This window comes from Nocardia altamirensis NBRC 108246, from assembly GCF_001612685.1.
Classification (GTDB): Bacteria; Actinomycetota; Actinomycetes; order Mycobacteriales; family Mycobacteriaceae; genus Nocardia; species Nocardia altamirensis.
Map to the genome: position 1 here is coordinate 97,260 of NZ_BDAY01000020.1, position 18,219 is coordinate 115,478.

The following is an 18,219-nucleotide window of genomic DNA, read 5'->3' on the forward strand; positions in this document are numbered from 1 at the left end:
AGCAAGGTAGGTTGCGTGCCATGGCGACTCCGGGTGGAATCGGTAGTGGGACAGCGGCAATCGACAGCTCGACACCGCCGGTCCTACCGCGGAGGCCGGGCAGGCGCGTCGGCGCGATGCTCGTCCGTGTCGGATCATCGGCGGCCGCCGCCACACTGTTGGTGCTGGCGTCGACGCTGCTGACGACGCAAAGCACGGCCCGCGCCCAGGTGCCGCCGCCCGATGCCGATCCGTTCTATGCCGCGCCCGCCGATATTGCGGCTTACCCAGAGGGCGCGATCGTCGCTTCGCGGCAGACCGCGTTGTTCGGTCTGCCGCTGCCGGTTTCGACGTGGCAGGTGAAGTATCGATCCACCGACGCGGGCGGCGCGGCGATCGCCGATGTGGCCACCGTCATGGTGCCGATGCTGCCCTGGTTCGGTCCTGGCCCGCGGCCGCTGCTGTCCTATCAGATCGCCGAGGACAGCCTCGGCACCCGATGTGCGCCGTCGTATGCGTTGGCGGGCGGCGGCGATCTCGGTGGTGCGCAGGCGTTGATCGACACCCCGTTCATGGCCGATGCGCTCCGCCGCGGTTGGGCCGTGGTGACCAGCGACTACGAGGGCCCGCACGCCAGGTTCCTGGACGGTGTGAACTCGGGACGCGGCGTGCTCGACGGCATCCGTGCCGCCCGTGACCTGCCTGCCGCGGGTCTCGGTCCGGCGACACCCCTTGTCGCGTGGGGCTATTCGGGTGGCGCCTTCGCCACCCTGTGGGCCGCCCAGATGCAGCCGCAGTATGCGCCGGACGTCCGGTTCGCCGGCATCGCAGCGGGTGGTCTCCCCGTCAACTGGCCTGCCATCGCCCAGCACGTGGACGGCACGCCGCAGGCGGGCCTGGCCATGCTCATCCTGATCGCGGCCACCAGGGACCATCCGAGCGCGGGCATCGCGGACCTGCTCAACGATCGTGGCCGCGCGATGCTGGCCGCCGACGGCGCGGCCTGCGGCCCGGACCTGGTGTCGAAGTATGTGAACGCCAGGGTCGACGACTTCTCGTCGGTCCCGAACCTGCTGTCCCACCCCATATTTCGCGCCGCCACCGACCCCGAAGAACTCGGCGCCCCCGCACCGAGGGTCCCGATGTACCTGTACCACAGCACAAGTGACGACGTGATTCCCGCGGTGGGTTTCACCGATCTCCTCGGCCGCTACTGCGCCCAGGGCCCCGACATCACCTTCGTGCACTCCGCCCTGCCCGGCCACAACCCCGCCGCCGCAGGTGAAGCCCTCGGCGCAATGGCCTACCTGTCCGACCGGGTAGCAGGTGTGCCTATCGCCCCCGGCTGCCACCCCCGCTAGGAGCGCTTCTACACCGAGCTCCGCACTCTCTCCGTGAATCCAAGATCACCGGCGACGAGTGGCACATCATGGAGAGGGCTACTCGCACTTTGCCGCAGCCATGTGCCACTCGTCGTCCCCGCACCGCCTGTGGGGCGTTGGAAAGAGTGCGGATCCGCGGAAGGGGTGCGAATCTCCGTGCCCTGGAATCAAAACGGCGCGCACCATATCTGCGATGTGGTGCGCGCCGTGTCGGGTGCGAGTCGGAACGTCGGTGATCAGTTCCGCGCGCGGCCCGTGTCGTCCATCCACTTGGTGGATCCCGGCGGCGCGGCCAGGGTGCTGATCAGGTCGATGCCCGCGATGAGCAGCGTCGGCCCGCCCACGATGATGGTGCCGATGATGCCGCCGACGGCCGCGCCCGCGATCACGCTGGCGATCACGCCGGGCCCGGCGACGATGCCGGTCAGCCCGACCAGTGCGCCGATGATGGTGCCGATGAAACCGCCGACCGCGGTGGCGATGCCGAACTGCGACAGGAACGCGTCCTGCGCCCGCTGGTTCTCGTACGGCGAGGCGATCGCGGCCGCGGGCGCCGGACGGGCGGCGGCCTGGTCTTTGACCACGGTCAGCTCGAGTACGCGGCCCGCGTCACGGACCGCATGCGGTAGCGGGTATTCCAGCCCGTCCTGCCGGAAGGCTAGTGGCAGCGTGACCACGGTATTGCCCGCCGTGTCGTTGACATTGACGGTGCTGCCTGCCAGTTCGAACGATCCACCGGTCAGCGTGGTAATGATTTTGTCGCCAACCAGCTTTGCCTCGTAGCCGATCTCGGCGGCCGGGGCGGCGTCAGGCTGTGCGTAGGAGGTGCCCGCGCCGACCGCGACCGCGGCGACAAGGGGCACGGCGGCCGCAGTGAGTTTGCGGAGAATCATCCGGGTTGTTCCTATCCTCATCAGGTTTCAAGCACTGGAGAACGCCACGCACGTCCGATTCCTTCCCCCACTACGGTGCGCAGCCAATGATGTGATCAAAAGATCAGCTACTCCGCAGAGAACTCTACCGCTCCGGCCGCGGTTTGCACCCAGAATTATTGGGTAGTTTTCCTTTTTAAGAAACCGCGAATTCTGTTATAGCAATACGCTATTCACATACCGTCTGCCCAGTTCGGGGCTACGTCAGGTACATCCCGAGGGCGTAGGCGCCTGCACACACGACCGTGACAACGATCAGCGCCACGGCATCACGGCGCCCCGGCGCACCGGGGTGGGCGGTGAGTTCGCCGGTGCCGCCGCGCGCGGTGATCGCCTCGCCGAGTTCGCCTGCGCGCCGGGTGGATACGGCCATCGCCGCGGTGAGAATATCGATTAGCGCGTTCTCGGTGGCGAGATAGAGAACGCCGTCTTTCGGACGAAGCTTGCGCGCGGCGCGCAGGACGCGAATCTCGTCCATCAGCAGCGGAAGACCGCGCAATGTCAGCGCCACGACGACCGCCCATTCATCAACCGGCACACGGATTTTGCGCAATGGCGCACCGAGTCTGGCCAGTGCGGGCGCGATATCGCTCATCGGCGTCGTCCACGCAACCAGCAACGATGCGGCGACCATGATGAGGCCGAAGACCACCACCTGCGCATACCGCAGGACGGCATGGCCGCCGACCGGGACATTGATCAGTCCGCCCGCGACGAGCAAGGCCCAGAACCACCACGGCAGCCGCGGCAGCGTGCCGAGCGGAAGCCGGGCGAGCAGCCCGATGAGCACCAGGAACGCGATCATGATGCCGAGCACCGGCCAGGTCGGCAGGAACATCAGCAGCAGGCTGACCAGGAACGCGCCGATCATCTTGGTGCCTGCCCACAGGCTGTGCACGGGGCTGGCCACCGGAACCTGACGAAACAGCACCGTGCTCATCAGCGACCTCCCTGCTCGATGTGCTGCGCGGCATCGCCTTGGTAGCGCAGCGGTGTGGGCCGTGCATCATGCTGCCTGGTTACCTGATCGGTGACCGCCGCCATCGCGGACACTGAGTCCGCTGCCGGTATCCGCCCGTCGACCAGGTGCACCGTCCGATCGCACACCGCGGACATGTCCTCAACGTCGTGCGAGATGATGATCAGCGTCAACCCGGAGTCCCGCAGCCGCGCAAGCAGTTCCACGATATCGGCGCGGCCCGCCGGATCGAGTCCGGCCAACGGCTCGTCGAGGACGACGACCTGCGGGTGACTCGCCACGATCGCGGCGAGCACCACCCGTTTCGCTTGTCCGCCACTGAGTTCCTCGATCGAGCGCGCTGCGAGCGAGCGGTCGAGACCGACGGCGTCCAGCGCCCGCCCGACCGCACCGGACCCGGTCGCGCGCCCGCCCCAATCCGCGATCTCCGCCCCGACGGTCTGTTTCTGCAACTGCAGCCGAGAATGCTGGAAGGCCAACTCGACCCGCCCGATCTGCTTGGCGATCGGCTTGCCCGCGAGTTCGCAACGGCCGGAACTCGGTGCGATCAAACCCGCCATGATCCAGGCGAGGGTGGACTTGCCCGATCCGTTGCCGCCGACAACGAGCAGCGCCTCGCCGCGCCGCACGGACAGGTCGACGGAGTGCAACGCCGGTGCCTCCCACGGGGTTCCGCGGTTGTAGGTGTGCGCGATGCCGCGCAGTTCGAGGATCGTGTCGCCCATCGGCCTGCGTCGCGCGTCCCGTACCGGCTTGGGCCAGGTGGGCAGGAATTCGACCGATCGCCCCTCGGAGAGGTGAATCACTCGATCGGCCGCGGCGGCATCGGCCTCGTGGTGCGTGACGAGCACCACTGCCATCGCATGCCGCTTCGGCAGTGCCGCAAGCAGTTCCACGAGTTCGCGGCGGCCGTCCGGATCGATCATCGAGGTGGCCTCGTCGGCGATCAGCAGCGCGGGCTTCCTGGCCAGCGCCGCAGCCACCGCGAGCCGCTGCTGTTGCCCGCCGGACAGGGTTGCGGTTTCCTTATCGCCCATGCCATTCAGGCCGACCTCGCCGAGCAGCGCCTCGACCTCGACCTCGGCGGCCTGTTCCGGCGGCAACCCCCACACCACATCGTCGGCGACGAGGACACCGAGCGTCTGGCTTTCGGGTCGCTGTAACACCAGTGTCGTGCCGCCGAGATGCCCGAGCCCTGCGGAGCCTGGCCGCTGCACGGTCCCCGAGGTCGGTGGCAGCCCGGCCAGCAGCCTGGTGAGCGTCGATTTCCCTGATCCGTTGTGCCCGACGATGGCGACGAACTCGCCGACCGCGACGGTGAGGTCGATATCGCGCAATGCCTCGCGCACCGCACCGGGGTAGCGGAAACTGGCGCCGCGCAACGTGACCGGCAACGGCGCGATCGGCCGCTCGTCCGGCGGCGCGTCGAGCCGGTCGCTGCCGGGCAGCCAGGCCAGGCGATCGAGCACCGAACCGAGCACGAACCAGGAGAAGATCGCGGTCGCGAGCATGCCGGTCGCGACGCTGCCGCCGACCCAGGCCCACCACCAGCGCAGCACCGAATCGGTGAGATCGGCGGCCGTCCGTCCGAGCGGCTCGAGTTGCTGCTGCCGTGCCGCCAGGTTCTGGATGCCGCGCGAGGCGTTGCGGACGTTGTCGAACAGCAGGTTTCGCCCCGAGGAGAACAACTGCAACATGCCGACGGCGAACCCGGCCCACAGCGCGCTCGCCAGGATCGAGAGGCCGACCATCGCGGGGAACCCGCCGCCCCTGCGCTTCGCGGTGCCGATGATGCCTGCGACCGTCGCCGTCGCCAGCAACCCGACCGTGGCAACCAGGCCGGTCGCGACGAAGGCGACCAGCGCCGACGCGACCGCGGCGGTGACGAGTGCGCGCAGCCGGTAGCGATGCGCGATCATCCCCATCGGCACCGCGGCGACCAGGTTCAGCGCACCCGCGACGGGGATGACGGAGCCGATCGTCACCAATCCGACGGTGGCGCCGCCTAGCACGGCGCCGGTGGCCAGCTCGATCGGTCGTAGCGGCCCATGTTCGGCCGGTCCGTCAGCTATCGGCAGTCCACTCACGGCACAAGTCTGCCAGGGGGCGCGCCCGGCGTGTCCGGATGACGCTCAGGCGGCCCGGGTGAGGGTGTAGTCGGCGGGGTCGAGGGTGCGGATGCGGCGGCGGTAGCTGGTCTGTGAGCCCGGCCAATTGTTGGTGATGCGGCCCGCGGCGTTGCGATACCAGCTCGAGCAGAAGTTCCACGGGGTGCGCGCCAGCCGCTGCTGCAGGGCCGCGTTGAACTGCTGTTCCTGGTCGGCGCGCACCTCAAGGCAGTGCCCTGGCCGGTCGGCGAGCAACTGCACCGCCTGCCTGATGTAGCTGGTCTGCGATTCGATCATGTAGATGATCGAGCCGACACCGAGATTGGTGTTCGGCCCGTAGACCAGGAACAGATTCGGGAAGTCCGGCACCGTGATTCCGTAGTAGGCGTGCGCGCCTGCGGCCCACGCGTCGGACAGTTTGCGGCCTGCGCGCCCGTAGATGTTCATCGGCCAGAGGAATTCGGTGCCTTTGAACCCGGTGCCGTAGATGATCACGTCCGCCGCGTGCACGGTGCCGTCGGCGGTGCGGACTCCTTCTGGCACGACCTCGGTGATCGCCGTGGTCTCCAGCGTGACGTTCGGCTGCGTCAGCGCGGGGTAGTAGTCGTTGGAGAACAGGCCGCGCTTGCAGCCGATCGGATAGTCGGGGGTGAGCTTGGCCCGCAGCTCCGGATCCGCCACCTGCTTGCGCAGGTGCCGCTCGGCGATGCCGGACACCAGCTTGGTGATGGCCGGGAATTCGACGAGGCCGAGCGAGACGAACTCGGCGAGCGCCCACCAGCCGAAGCGTTCGACGAGCAGCGCGCCGGGCAGCTTGGCGAAGAGCCGGTGCTGGATCGGCGAGTAGTCGGTGTCGAATTTGGGGATCACCCAGGCCGGTGTGCGCTGGAACAGCGTGAGCTGGGCGACCTTCGGCTGGATCTCCGGGATGTACTGGATGGCGCTGGCGCCGGTGCCGACGCAGGCGACGCGCTTGCCGGTCAGCTCGACGTCGTGCGCCCATTCGGCGGAGTGGAACGCCTGGCCCGCGAAGGTGTCGATGCCCGGGATCTGCGGCAGCGCGGGCCGCGACAGCTGGCCGACCGCCGAGATCAGGACGTCCACCGTCCTGGCGTTCCCGTCCGCGGAGCGGACCGTCCAGTGCCCCGTCGTGTCGTCGAATTCGGCATCGGTCACGTCGACGCCGAATTGGATCGCGTCGAGCACCCCGTTGCGCTCCGCGACGCCGCGCAGATAGGCGTGGATGGCGTCGCGGCCGGAGTAGCGCTGCGGCCAGTCCGGTTTCGCCTCGAACGAATAGGAGTAGAGCGGGGACGGCACGTCGCATGCGGCGCCGGGATAGGTGTTCTCGCGCCAGACCCCGCCGAGATCGTCGGCCCGTTCCAAGATGGTGATGTCGCGGAAACCGTTGCGGCGCAGCTCGATCGCCATGCCGATGCCGCCGAAGCCCGCGCCGATGATGAGGACCGATGGCCGGTTGCCGGTTGTCATGTGACACTCCTCACAGCACTGCAGATAGTTCCACTCTAGGGGGCGTCCGGAAAGCCGATCGACAAATCCGGCCATACTGGGCGGGTGGGACGGGTGCAGGATCCGGGAATCCGCGATTGGAACTTTCCGCGCGGCATCGCCAGCGTGGCGCTGATGGTCGGCTACGCCGGGGAGCACGGCGTGCCCGTCGCGCGCATGCTCGCGGGCACGAGCCTGACCGAGCCGCTGCTGCGTGATCCGGACGCACAGATCGACGCACAGATCGAACTCGCGGTGATCCGCAATCTGGTGCGCGAGCTCGCCGACCGGCCCGCGCTCGGGGTCGAGATCGGTCGCCGCTACCGGATCACCACGTTCGGCATCTTCGGCTTCGCCTGCGTCAGCAGCCCGACGCTCGGCGAGGCGATCTCGTTCGCGCTGCGGTATCTGGAGCTGAGTTTCACCTTCTGCCTGCCGGTCGCCGAATGGCGGGCGGGGGAGTTCGTCGCCTGGGTGCACGACGAGTTGATTCCGGCCGATGTGCGCCAGTTCCTGGTCGAACGGGATGTCACCGCCATGCATCAGGTGATGAGCGATCTGCTCGGCAGGCATCTGCCGCTGGCCAGGGCCGAGTTCCGTTTCCCTGAACCGGATTACGCCGATCGGATCGAAGAGGTCACCGTGGTGCCGCCGCGCTTCGGCAGGCCGCGCAACCTGTTCGCCATCGATCCCGTGGTGCTGGATCAGCCGCTGCCGCAGGCGAACGAGCAGACCTGGGCGATGTGCCTGGCCCAATGCCGGGATCTGGTGCATCGCCGCCGCGCCCGCACCGGCATCGCCGCCGACGTGCGCGAGCTGCTCGTGCCCGGCACGGAGGGATTCACCGCGCCACCCGGAATCGACTCCGTCGCACGCGGCCTCAACATGAGCACCCGCACCCTGCGCCGCCACCTCGACGCGGCAGGCACCAGCTACCGCGCCCTGCTCGACGAGGTGCGCAGGGCGCTGGCCGAGGAAATGCTCACCACCACACCACTTTCGGTGAGCGATGTGGCGATCCGCCTCGGCTACGCCGAATCCTCGACCTTCATCTACGCGTTCAAGCGCTGGACCGGGGCCACGCCTGCGGCCTACCGCCGCGAGCGCGCGGTCCGTCGCTGAGGCGGCGGTCAGGCAGGCGGGACGCCGAGCCAGCCGCTCATCGGGACGCTGCGGAAATGCGTTGTCAGGCTGTGCGTCTCATCGATGAGGTGCAGTGCGACGGCGGGATCCGGCGCGTAGTCCATCACGTGGTCGGGCAGCTCGAGTTCCCAGTCGCCGCCGAGCACCGACGCGGTGCTCGGCGCGACCAGCAGCGGCTTGCCCGCGAAAGTCGTTGTCGCCGAGGAGTGTGCGTGGCCGGTGAGCACCGCGACGATGCGCTGGTCGTTCGCCACCACCTCGGCGAGTTTCTCCGGCTCGGCCAGCGCGATCTCGTCGACGACCGGGCTGAACAGGTGCGCGGGCGGGTGATGCAGTGCGAGCAGCACCGGCTTGTCGGCAGGGGCGGTGGCGAGCACGTCGTGCAGCCAGGCGTAGGTCTCGTCGGACAGCAGGCCGCTCGGTTCGCCTGGAATGCTCGAATCCAGCAGTGCGACGGTCAGATCGCCGATCCGGTGGGCGTGGTTGATCGGTGCGTCCGAGGCGGCCTCGCCGAGCAGGGTGGTGCGGAACGCTGCCCGATCGTCGTGGTTGCCGGGGATCGCGTACACCGGAATGTCGGTCGCCAGTGCGAGCTTGGCTTGCGCGTACTGCTCGGGCTTGCCCGCGTCGGTGACGTCACCGGTCAGCAGGATCGCGTCCGGCGTGCGCCGCAGCCCGTTGAGGAACGCCAGCACCGCCTCGACTCGTTCGGCATTGCGCGAGCCGAGATCGAAATGTGTGTCGCTGACCTGAGCCACCAGGATCATCGGCGTTCGCTTTCTCTGGGGGATCGCTCCGTTGCGTCAGAGTGTGCCCGCCTCCCGCGCGCGGCACCCAACAAGACTAGTTGACCTGCGCGTTGTGCGTCGCCATGAGGCTCGCCACCGGCGGAAACGTGTGCTGCGGTTTGTGTTCGCGGTCATAGCGGCGTCATTCGCTCTGGTCGGTGACGAGGGCGGTCAACGTCTGCAATGACCGCAGGAATGCCCGTCGATCCGCCGCGGGCAAGTGGGCGAGCAGGTGGTTCTCTCGTTCCTGGATATCGCTCTGCGCCCGGTCGCGCAGCGCCCGTCCGGATGGAGTGAGCGACAGCAGGTTCACGCGCCGGTCGGCCGGATCCGGTTCGCGCCGAATGAGTTCGCGCCGCTGCAACTCGTCGAGGACGCCGATGATGCGCGTCTTGTCCGCGCCGATCGCCTTGGCCAGTGCCGCTTGGGTGTAGACGGGTTCCTTGCCGAGCCCGAGCAGTACGGCGTACGCCCACATTGATAGCCCATGTCGTTCCAGCACAGGTAGTTCCGCCGTCATCAGCGCGCGGCCGAGTGGCGCGATCATCGCGGCGAGGTCGGGGCGGCGTGCTTCTGGCATGGGTAGAAAATACTGCTTGCTAGATAATAAGCTCACGCTTACGATAAGCTCATACTTATCATATGACTAGGAGCAGCGCGATGGCCATTGATCCGGATACTCGTACCGAACTGCGCACCCTCGACACATTGGGGAACGACGTCGATCTCGTCACGCTGGACGCAAGGGCGGTGCAGGTGAGTGTCGACCTTGTCGCTCGGCTCGCCGGTGCTGACCTGCGCAGACCGACGCCGTGCGCCGACTGGACCCTGCACGGCCTGCTGACGCACATGATCGCCCAGCACCGCGGATTCGCCGCGGCGGTCCGCGGTGACGAGGACCTGGCGGTATGGAAGACCCGCCCGCTCGGACCGGACCCGGTGCGGGACTACCGGGATGCCGCGGCCGAGGTCGTCGCGGCATTCGCCGAGCCGGGCGTCGTCGAACGGCAGATTCTGCTCCCGGAATTCACCACCGACTTCCGGTTCTCCGGTGCGCAGGTGCTGAGCTTCCACTTCATCGACTACGTCGTCCATTCCTGGGACGTGGCAAAGACTTTGGGCGTTCCGTTGCAGTTCGACGATGAGCTGATCGATGCGGCGTATCCGGTGGCGAGCGCGGTACCCGGTGGCGAGATTCGCCTGGCCCCCGGCGCCGCGTTCGGTCCAGAGGTGGCGTGGTCGAGCGCGGATCGGCTCGACCGGATCGTCGCGATGCTCGGCCGGTCGCCGGAGTGGTCGCGCTAGCCTGCCCGGAGCAGTTCGGTTGCGCGACCGAGCAATTCGTCGGGCTCGTGCGGTGCCGCATCGATCGGCCGCCAGAAGTCCGCGTCGGGCGTCGCCGCGAGCGCGAGCTCCGGCGGCGTCCGCCACGGCGCCGCGAGGCCGAGCCGCCACGAATGCAGGTAGGTCCGCGCGTTGGCGCCCGACTTGTCGAAGAGCGGATCGCCGACGATGGGCGCGCCGATCCAGGCCAGCTGCACGCGGATCTGGTGTCGGCGGCCGGTGATCGGGCGCAGCGCGAGCACCGAGTGCCCGGCGCGGCGCAGCACCGTCACGAAGTCGGTGCGCGACGGGTAGTTCTTGGTGTCGAGCAGGTCGGCGTCCTCGACGAACCAGCGGTCGCCCACCCGGCGGATGCTCTCGCGCGGCGCCGCGATGCGGACGCGATTCTTGCGTCCGACGCTCAGCGGCAGCTCGAGCACGCCCGCGTCGGGCAACTCGGTGGACTCGACGATCGCCAGGTACGCCTTGTCCGCGGTCTGCTTGTTGAACTGCCTGGTCAGCTGGCCGTGCGCGCCGAGCTCCTTGGCAAGCAGCACCAGGCCGGAGGTCACCTTGTCGATCCGGTGCACCGGGTAGAGCGTCTCGCCCGCCGCGGCCGCCAGCTCGACGAGGTCGGTGTCGTGCCGTTCCCCGGTGACCGAAATGCCTGCGGGTTTGTGCAGCGCCAGAATCGCCGCGTCCTCTTCGACGAGGAATCGCGCGCGCAACTCGGACCAGTCCATTTCCACTGGCACGAGCCTAAAGTGCGGCTCGCCGGTGCCGCCAATGTGGTGCCTTGTCCTAGCCGTTGCCCTTGCGGCGCAGCACATGTGGGCGCAGGCGGTTGAAGCCGCGCACGCGGACGCTGCGCAGGTTCTTGATCTCGAACTCCGCTTCACCCGCCAGGGCGGCCGCTTCCTCGTCGTCGACGAGCACCGTGCCAGGCCTGGCGACGCCGGTGAGGCGGGACGCGATGTTCACCACCGAGCCGTACAGGTCGCCGAATCGTTGCAGCACCGGCCCGTAGGCGACGGCGACGCGCAGTTCGGGGGTGCCGCCGACCATCATCGTCGACTCCTGGATGGCCAGCGCGATGCGGGCAGCGGCGACGGCGTTGGTCGCGGCGAACATGACCTCGTCGCCGACGTTCTTGACCACCCAGCCGCTGTTCTCGGTGATCGCGGCGGTGGTGGTCGATTCGAACGACTCGAGCAGCAGCGCGAGCTCGTCCGGGTGCAGGTGCCTGGTCAGCCGCGTGTAGCCGACCATGTCCGCGAAGCCGACCGCGAGGTCGCGCACCGTCTCGCCCGCCGAGGTGCCCGGGTCGAGCGAGCGTGACAGCGCCGCGGCGAGGTGGCGGCGCCAGGCATAGGTGTTGAGGTGTTCGAGCGTCGCGAGGGTGCCCTCGGCCGCGCTGCGCACGGTTTCCTCGGGGTCGGCGCCGGGGTCGGCGGCGGCGATGCGGGCATCGATCTCGGCGAGCACCAGGTCGACCTGCCATTCGGCCAGTCGCGCCATGCCCTGGCCGAGCGTGCGCGCCGTCGCCGCCTGCTGCCGGGAATCGGCGGCGGACAGCATGTTCAGCGTGCGGAAATCCCGGACGGCCGCGATATCGGCCTCGGAATAGTCGACGGCGTCGTCGTCCAGTCCGGCCGGGAAGCCGAGGGCCGTCCACAGCCGTTTGGTGAGCGCCGTGCTGGTCTTCGACTGCTCGGCAACCTGGGTGCGGCTGTACTTCCGTGGTCCGTCGAGCAGATAGGCCTCGACGATCGCCTGCACCTGCTCGGACTTCTCGGTGGGCACCATGCCCGTACCTTACGACGGCCGGCGGACCGTTCGGTGCGGACACCGCCGCGATTGGGTGAGCTCACAGTGCGCGGCGCTGCCCCATGTCATGGGTGCGCGGGTACCGCCTGGATGCGGGCCACGAATGTGTCGATGGCCGACCACATCTGCGGGTTGAGTTGGGTGTGCGTCCCGGTGCCGACAACGGACTGGAAGTCGACGCCGTTGGCGGCGAACTCGCTCGCAAGCGTGGCGTGCAGCGGGGAGGGGACCGTGCTGTCGGTTGCGTTGACCAGCAACAGGATCGGAGCGTCGTAGCCGCTGGTCGGCACGGTCAGGTAGGAGTTGTATGCGGCACGAAGCCCGCTGTCGGACAACCGTTTCGAGATCAGCTGGCCGAGGCCGATGTTGTGCACCCGCGCCTCGACCTGCGGCTTGCACAGCGTGGCGATGTCGTCGAGCACGGAGCGGCCGAGCGGGGTCAGGTACTGATCGAGATCGACCTCGGGGTGGGTGGTGCGCAGTCCGGTCAGGATCATCGAGGAGAACCCGACGAACTCGTCCGAGTCCGGGAAGCTGGGAAAGTCGGGTCCCACTGCGGGAAGCACCTTTTCGATGTCGGACGCGGGGTCGACCGCGATGGTGCCGCGGAAGTCCAGCTCGGGGGCGTAGGTCGCCTGCAGGTGCCCGGCGCCCAGCGCCGCCTGCCCGCCCTGCGACAGGCCGAGCACGCCCCAGGTCCTGGAGAGCTCGGGCCGGGCCGCTCGCGCGGCGCGGACGAGGTCGATGGTGGCGGTGGCCTCGGTCTTCAACTCCAGGTAGGGGTGCGGTCCGGTTTTGAACAGGCCGAGCCCGAGATAGTCCGGTGCCACCACCGCGAAGCCCTGCGTGAGCAGGTGCTGCATGATGCCGTCTTCTTCGTCGTGGAAGTGGGTGTTCGGGGCCGTGCTCGGATCGGACTGGCCGCCGCAGCCAGCGCCGAGTCCGGAGGTGCCGTGGTCGAACGCGATGATCGGCCAGCCGTTCGCGGGTGGCGTGCCTGCCGGGACGAACATCGCGCCGCTTGCCTGCCGTGCCGTCCCGTCCGACCCGGTCATCCAATAGGTGACCACCGACCCGCCCGACATGCCACGCCAGCCGTCGGCCTGCGGAATCGCGTCGATCAACGTCCCGGGAGTGTCGGCCATCGCAGGAGGGGCCTGCAGTCCGAGTGCGACGCTTGCCGACACCGTGGCAACTGCCACCGCGCTCTTCCAACCACGAGTTACCCGCATCGAAGCCTTCTCCTTCGTACTGGACAGTCGTCCAGTTAACGTCAGACTAGGTCGGTTGTGTAGCTACCACATCGCGGCACAGCGAATTGTAAGCAACCCCACGCTACGCGCGGCTTTGCTGCCGTGTGTCAGGGGCTAGCGGACCGTGTCAAGCTCGATCGCTGCTGTTCGGAAGGCCGCGGCGGTCCTGGCGGCCGCGTCGGTGAGTGGGTCGGGGAGGTGGGCGAGCAGTAGCCGCCGATGTTCTTGCGGGCCGCCGCGTACCGGCAGCACGCGCACGCCCACCGGTGCGGCGGGTGCGAGCACCGCAGGCACGGTGGTCAGTCCGCACCCGGCCGCGACGAGCTGCAACTTGGCCAGCCAGTCGCGGGCTGTGTGGACGATCTCCGGCCGTTCGTCCAGGCCGGGCCAGACGCCCATCAGCGAGTCGTCGACGGTGGTCGGGCCTGCGATCCAGTGTTGCCCGTGCAGATCGGCGACGTCGACGTAGTCGCCGCGGGCGAGCGGGTGCGCGGCGGGCAGCGCGACGCCGCCGGTCGAGCAGGAGCGATTGCTTGTCCCGTGAGTGGCCGGATGCCGTGTCAGCGTGCGCGACGGATGAGCGTGTCTGCTTGCCGACGATGGAGCGCTGCGGCCGTGGAGTCGCCGAGGGTCGTGGCGAGTTCGGCGAGGTAGGTGGCGACGGGCTCCAGCGTGAGTAGCCCGGTGCCTGCTCCGGCGAGTTCCTCTGCGGCAGGAAGTAATTGGTCGTAGCAGCGGCGCATCAAGGGTTCGTCGCCGAGCGCGGCGGCGGCGCGGGCGGTGAGGCAGGTGCGCAGCTCGAGCAGCAGATCACGCGGGGATTGCGGTGTCGCGCGCAGGGCTACGGCTGCCTCGTCGCGAAGGCCCTTGTCCAGCAGGAGGATCGGCCGGACCCATGGCTCGTGCGGTCCCCATGCGGCGGTGGCGAAGTCGTCGCGGAGTGCCAGTCCGTGTCGTAGGCGCAGGCAGAGCAGGGCGAGGGGGAGTAGGCCCTGTTCGACGCCCGGCATGCCGCTGCCTGCGAGCGCGGTGGCCGCGGACCGGTAAGCGGCCGCCGCTTCGTCGTGGCCGCCGGTGATCGCGGTGCGCAGCGCGCCGAACCAGCGGGTGAAGATGCCGACCATCGGCAACTCGTACTCGGTGCCGAGCCCGTCCGCGGCCGTCGCGTTGGCCGCCGCCGCAGGGAGATCACCTGTTGCGCAGTTTGTTTGGATGCCGATGAGGTGGCCGAGCACCTCGTAGGTTGGTAGCCGGTGTTGCCGTCCGAGTGCGATGAGCTCGTCGCCGATGCCGGCGCGATCCGCGCTCAGTCCGGTTCGCTGGAAGGTGTGCATGAAACGGCCGTTGAGCGCGAACGCCAGCAGCGCCGGATCGCCGAGCTTCCTGGCGATCGTCTCGGCCTCCTCGGCGGCGCGCAGGCCGCGATCGTCGGCGGCGCCGCGCAGCTCCATGGCCACGGTCGTGCACAACCGTGCGCGCAGCTCACGGTGTTCGGCGGGCAGCACGGCGATGGTGCGTTCGGCCGCCGCGACGAGCTGGCTGGCCAGCTCGGGATCGTCGTTGGTCGTCCACACGCCGGGGACGTCGAACGCACTGATGACGCGGGCGGTCAGCGTCGGATCACCCTGCCGCTCGGCTCGCGTGACGGCCAGTGCGCGGTAATGGCGAGCCTCGGCGAGCCCACCCGTCACCGCCAGTGCCCTGGCTAGTCCGGTGGTGGCCTCGAGCTGTGCGGACAGGTCGGGCTCCGGCATGCGGTCGAAAGCGTCCAGGGCGGCTCGCCATTGGCGTGCGGCCTCGGCGATGGCGAATTTCTGCTCGGCGTCGAGCGCGGCGGCGCTGGCATATCGAGCGGCGGCCGCCGCGGTGGCTCGGCTGTGTGCGCGGGTGAAATGGTGCGCGAGCACGGAAACCTCTGTGGTGCCTGTTCTTTCGAGCAGTGTGGCGAGCTGTCCGTGCCACTGTGCGCGGCGTGGTCCGCTGATGTCGTGGTAGACCGTGTCGCGCACCAGGGTGTGGGTGAAGCGCAGCGTGCCGTCGGGTCGCTCGGTGAACAGACCTGCTGCCAGCGAAGTTTCGAGGCTGTCCATGGTGCGTTCCGCGTCGCCGGTCAGCTCGAGGAGGATCTCGCGGTCGACGTCCTCGCCGAGCACGGAAGCCTGGGCGACCACGGTCTGGGCGGGCTGCGGCAACTGCGCCAGGCGATGCCGGATGACCTCACGCACACCGGCCGGAATGGCGTCGAGCGCCGTGGCTCCCTCGTCGCGGAGCAGCCTGGACAGTTCCCGGACGAAGAACGGATTTCCGTTGCTGCGCCGGTGGATTCCCGCCGCGGCGGGCGCCGCGAGGTCGGGTCCGGCGATCGCACGCACGAGGGCAGCGGTATCGGCCTCGGACAGTCCGGTCAGATACACCCGGACCGGTTCCGTTCTCGCCAGCTTGCCCAGTGCCGCGGTCAGTTCGGCACTGATCTCCGTGCTGCGGTAGGTCGCCAGCACCAGCACCGGGGCCGTGATGCCGCCGACGATCAGCGCGGTGAGTAGGTCGAGGGTTTCGGCGCCCGCGTTGTGCACGTCGTCGAATACCAGCAGCAAGGGCGCACGGCGTGCCAACGCCGCCAGTCGCTCAGCTGCGTTGCGGTGGAACAGAAACCGTGCCTCGGCGAGATCCATCTGGGCGGGCGCATCCGTCGGCGCCAGTGCCCATGTCGGCGGCGGAGCGTCGGTTGGGAAGGGTGTATCCGCCAGCGCCAGTGCACCCGTCGGCGTCGGTGTATCCGCACTTGTCGGAGTCGGCGGATTCGTCGGGGGCGATGCGACTCCCGCGGCGGTCAGCGCGGCGACGATTCTGGTCCACGCCCAGCCTGGTGGCACGCCGAGGTCGGCCGGGCTCTCACCACGTGCGGTGATCCAGCCGTCGGCCGCCAATGCGGTCGAGAGCTCCTCGGCCAGAGCGGTTTTCCCGGCACCTGCCTCGCCGGTCAGCAACACCAGCTGCGCGTGACCGTGCCGGACGGCGTCGTCGGCGGCACGGTGGAGCGCCCCTAACTCGGAGCTCCGACCGACAAAACCCTTTCTATGCACAGCGGTTCGAGCGGTCTTGGTCGTCGGCAGTAGTTGTGGTGCCTGCGCCAGGATGTCGGCTTCCACCTGTCGCAGCTCGGGACCAGGGTCGGCGCCCAACTCGGTGCGCAAAAACTCGCGGATGCGCCGCAGTGCAGCCAAAGCATCACTCTGCCTGCCGGATCGGTACATGGCGATGGCGAGCAGTTGCCAAGCGTGTTCGCGCAACGGGTGCTCGGCGACGAGGGACTCCAGCCCCGAGATGGCCTCGGCCGGCCGCGCGAGATCGACCAGCGCGGCGGCGCGATGTTCGACGGCGAGCTGTCGCAGGCCGTCGAGCCGGTCGACTTCGGCACGCGCCCAACCCTGTTCGGCGAACTCCGCGTAGGCAGGTCCGTGCCACAGGTCGAGCGCCGCATCGATCGTCGGCAACGCGGCATCGGCCTGTCCGGCAGCCAGCAGCTCGGCGGTGTGGCGGACGGCGGCAGCGAAGCGGTCCGCGTCAACGGCATCCGGGGCGGTGCGCAGCGCGTAGCCCGGCGCGGCCGTCACCAGGACCTCGGCCGGGGTCCTGGCCTGGCGCTCCGGCTCGAGTGCCCTGCGCAGATCGGCGACGAAGGTCTGGATCGCGCCGACCGCACCGCGCGGCGGTTGTTCCCACAGGTCGTCGATCAGCTGGTCCACCGAGACCATGCGCCCCCGTGCGACGAGCAGGCGCGCGAGCACCGCACGGTGCCGCGGCCCTTTCAAGGCCAGTGTCGACCCGGCCCGTTCGGCGCGAAGGGGACCGAGCACCCCGAAGCTCAGCTGCGCCACGCGACGGGTCCGATCCTTTCGACGAGAGCAGCCGTACTCAGTCGCTGCTGATCAGATGCTGAGTGCCAGAGCAAAGACTGTCCGGTGTCACCGACGAACACTGGAAGGACACCCGATGACATCGAAGATTACCGGATTCGACTACCAGCGGATCGCCGTCGCCGACGGCGTCGAGCTCAACGTTGCAGTGGGCGGCGCGGGCCGCCCGATCGTGCTGCTGCACGGGTTCCCGCAGACCCATCTGATGTGGCGCCACGTCGCGGCCGACCTGGCCGCCGATCACACCGTCATCTGCCCTGACCTGCGCGGTTACGGCGACAGCGACAAGCCGGCGGCGACCGACAGTGGTGTCTACTCGAAGCGGACCATGGCCGCGGATGCCGTGGCCGTCGCGCGCGCCCTCGGTCACGAGCGGTTCGCGCTCGCCGGGCACGATCGCGGCGCCCTGGTCGCGATCCGCGCCGGACTCGACCATCCCGACGCCGTCACCCATCTCGCCGCACTCGACACGCTGCCCACCCTGGACATGTGGGAGGTGCTGCGCGGTGTCACGGCGGCCGTCGGCTTCCACCTGTACCTGATGGCACAGCCGCCCGGCCTGCCCGAGCAGCTGATCGCCGCCGCTCCGGACGCGTTCTTCGGCCACTTTCTCGACATGTGGTCCGGCGACCCCGCCGCGATTCCGGCCGAGGTGCGCGCCGCCTACCTGCACGCCAGCGCCGCCGCGGTGCCGAGCATCGTCGCCGACTTCCGCGCGTCCGCAGGCATCGACCTCGAGCACGACCAGGCCGATCGCGCCGCGGGCAACCAGTTCCGCATGCCGGTCACTGTCCTGCAACAGGATTGGGGCGCTGCCCTCGGCTTCGATGCCGAAAGCCGCTGGCGCGCTTGGGCGCCCGACCTGAAGCACCACACCGTCAGCTGCGGTCACTTCATGGCGGAGGAGTCGCCGGCCACCGTCACCGACGCCGTGCGAGCACTGCTCGCGCGTTGACGGATTTCGTCGCGACGAGCCGAAGTCCCGGCCGGAATGTTGACGCAATATTGATGTGGCAATCATCACTCGCCAATTCCCCGAGTGGTGGTTGTACATTGGCGACGAGCACCTGTAGTCGAGG

At 68.9% G+C, this 18,219-nt stretch carries 15 protein-coding genes; 4 read left to right on the forward strand and 11 right to left on the reverse strand.

Annotation, left to right across the window (positions count from 1 at the left end; translation table 11 throughout):
- The first annotated feature begins 20 nt into the window (after positions 1-20).
- Positions 21-1,340, forward strand: coding sequence for a lipase family protein (locus NA11_RS13555; RefSeq protein ID WP_167837636.1), 1,320 nt, complete (start codon positions 21-23; stop codon positions 1,338-1,340).
- Between the two features lie 257 nt (positions 1,341-1,597).
- Here the strand turns inward: NA11_RS13555 and NA11_RS13560 are convergent, their stop codons facing one another.
- The 4 genes from NA11_RS13560 to NA11_RS13575 all read right to left on the reverse strand — a co-directional run bounded on the left by NA11_RS13560 (position 1,598) and on the right by NA11_RS13575 (position 6,871).
- A complete protein-coding gene (locus NA11_RS13560) occupies positions 1,598-2,254 on the reverse strand; it encodes a DUF8020 domain-containing protein (protein ID WP_069162205.1) in 657 nt (218 codons plus the stop codon).
- Between the two features lie 238 nt (positions 2,255-2,492).
- Entirely contained in the window at positions 2,493-3,233 is a 741-nt protein-coding gene (locus NA11_RS13565) for an energy-coupling factor transporter transmembrane component T family protein (RefSeq protein WP_069162206.1), read from the reverse strand.
- On the reverse strand, positions 3,233-5,359 hold the full coding sequence (locus NA11_RS13570; protein WP_069162207.1) for an ATP-binding cassette domain-containing protein: 2,127 nt from the start codon (positions 5,357-5,359) through the stop codon (positions 3,233-3,235). Before NA11_RS13570 ends, NA11_RS13565 begins: the two co-directional genes overlap by 1 nt.
- Before the next feature lie 45 nt (positions 5,360-5,404).
- Positions 5,405-6,871 carry a flavin-containing monooxygenase gene (locus tag NA11_RS13575; protein WP_069162208.1) on the reverse strand — a complete coding sequence of 489 codons (1,467 nt, stop codon included), beginning with the start codon at positions 6,869-6,871 and terminating at the stop codon, positions 5,405-5,407.
- 84 nt (positions 6,872-6,955) lie between these two features.
- Between NA11_RS13575 and NA11_RS13580 the strand changes: the two genes are divergently transcribed.
- Positions 6,956-8,011, forward strand: a complete 1,056-nt coding sequence (locus NA11_RS13580; protein ID WP_069162209.1) for an AraC family transcriptional regulator — start codon at positions 6,956-6,958, stop codon at positions 8,009-8,011.
- 8 nt (positions 8,012-8,019) lie between these two features.
- On the opposite strand, the gene NA11_RS13585 is transcribed toward NA11_RS13580, so the two are convergent.
- Positions 8,020-8,799, reverse strand: coding sequence for a metallophosphoesterase (locus tag NA11_RS13585; RefSeq protein WP_069162210.1), 780 nt, complete (start codon positions 8,797-8,799; stop codon positions 8,020-8,022).
- A 163-nt stretch (positions 8,800-8,962) separates the two neighbouring features.
- Positions 8,963-9,400 (reverse strand): MarR family winged helix-turn-helix transcriptional regulator, encoded by a 438-nt coding sequence (locus tag NA11_RS13590; protein WP_069162211.1) that lies wholly within the window; start codon positions 9,398-9,400, stop codon positions 8,963-8,965.
- 62 nt (positions 9,401-9,462) lie between these two features.
- Between NA11_RS13590 and NA11_RS13595 the strand changes: the two genes are divergently transcribed.
- Positions 9,463-10,125: a TIGR03086 family metal-binding protein gene (locus NA11_RS13595; RefSeq protein WP_245745861.1), complete on the forward strand. Its 663-nt coding sequence runs from the start codon at positions 9,463-9,465 to the stop codon at positions 10,123-10,125.
- Here NA11_RS13595 and NA11_RS13600 read toward each other — a convergent pair.
- The 5 genes from NA11_RS13600 to NA11_RS13620 form a co-directional block, all read right to left on the reverse strand.
- A complete protein-coding gene (locus NA11_RS13600) occupies positions 10,122-10,886 on the reverse strand; it encodes an RluA family pseudouridine synthase (protein ID WP_084654583.1) in 765 nt (254 codons plus the stop codon). The genes NA11_RS13595 and NA11_RS13600 overlap by 4 nt on opposite strands.
- A gap of 58 nt (positions 10,887-10,944) precedes the next feature.
- Entirely contained in the window at positions 10,945-11,949 is a 1,005-nt protein-coding gene (locus NA11_RS13605) for an adenylate/guanylate cyclase domain-containing protein (protein WP_069162214.1), read from the reverse strand.
- An 86-nt stretch (positions 11,950-12,035) separates the two neighbouring features.
- Positions 12,036-13,202 carry a lipase family protein gene (locus NA11_RS13610; RefSeq protein WP_069162215.1) on the reverse strand — a complete coding sequence of 389 codons (1,167 nt, stop codon included), beginning with the start codon at positions 13,200-13,202 and terminating at the stop codon, positions 12,036-12,038.
- Positions 13,203-13,337: 135 nt separating this feature from the next.
- The gene (locus tag NA11_RS46290) at positions 13,338-13,787 is read right to left on the reverse strand and encodes a LysR substrate-binding domain-containing protein (protein ID WP_084654584.1); all 450 of its coding nucleotides are present in this window, start codon (positions 13,785-13,787) and stop codon (positions 13,338-13,340) included.
- Positions 13,784-17,101 carry an ATP-binding protein gene (locus NA11_RS13620; RefSeq protein WP_218023294.1) on the reverse strand — a complete coding sequence of 1,106 codons (3,318 nt, stop codon included), beginning with the start codon at positions 17,099-17,101 and terminating at the stop codon, positions 13,784-13,786. The genes NA11_RS46290 and NA11_RS13620 overlap by 4 nt, the downstream gene beginning before the upstream one ends.
- Before the next feature lie 115 nt (positions 17,102-17,216).
- On the opposite strand from NA11_RS13620, the gene NA11_RS13625 reads away from it, so the two are divergent.
- On the forward strand, positions 17,217-18,095 hold the full coding sequence (locus tag NA11_RS13625) for an alpha/beta fold hydrolase (RefSeq protein WP_069162216.1): 879 nt from the start codon (positions 17,217-17,219) through the stop codon (positions 18,093-18,095).
- Positions 18,096-18,219 lie beyond the last annotated feature (124 nt).

Coding starts and splice junctions, on each gene's coding strand:
- NA11_RS13555 (WP_167837636.1), top strand. CDS start 21: ATGGCGACTCCGGGTGGAATCGGTAGTGGGACAGCGGCAATCGACAGC.
- NA11_RS13560 (WP_069162205.1), bottom strand. CDS start 2,254: ATGATTCTCCGCAAACTCACTGCGGCCGCCGTGCCCCTTGTCGCCGCG.
- NA11_RS13565 (WP_069162206.1), bottom strand. CDS start 3,233: ATGAGCACGGTGCTGTTTCGTCAGGTTCCGGTGGCCAGCCCCGTGCAC.
- NA11_RS13575 (WP_069162208.1), bottom strand. CDS start 6,871: ATGACAACCGGCAACCGGCCATCGGTCCTCATCATCGGCGCGGGCTTC.
- NA11_RS13585 (WP_069162210.1), bottom strand. CDS start 8,799: ATGATCCTGGTGGCTCAGGTCAGCGACACACATTTCGATCTCGGCTCG.
- NA11_RS13590 (WP_069162211.1), bottom strand. CDS start 9,400: ATGCCAGAAGCACGCCGCCCCGACCTCGCCGCGATGATCGCGCCACTC.
- NA11_RS13595 (WP_245745861.1), top strand. CDS start 9,463: ATGACTAGGAGCAGCGCGATGGCCATTGATCCGGATACTCGTACCGAA.
- NA11_RS13600 (WP_084654583.1), bottom strand. CDS start 10,886: ATGGACTGGTCCGAGTTGCGCGCGCGATTCCTCGTCGAAGAGGACGCG.
- NA11_RS13605 (WP_069162214.1), bottom strand. CDS start 11,949: ATGGTGCCCACCGAGAAGTCCGAGCAGGTGCAGGCGATCGTCGAGGCC.
- NA11_RS13610 (WP_069162215.1), bottom strand. CDS start 13,202: ATGCGGGTAACTCGTGGTTGGAAGAGCGCGGTGGCAGTTGCCACGGTG.
- NA11_RS13625 (WP_069162216.1), top strand. CDS start 17,217: ATGACATCGAAGATTACCGGATTCGACTACCAGCGGATCGCCGTCGCC.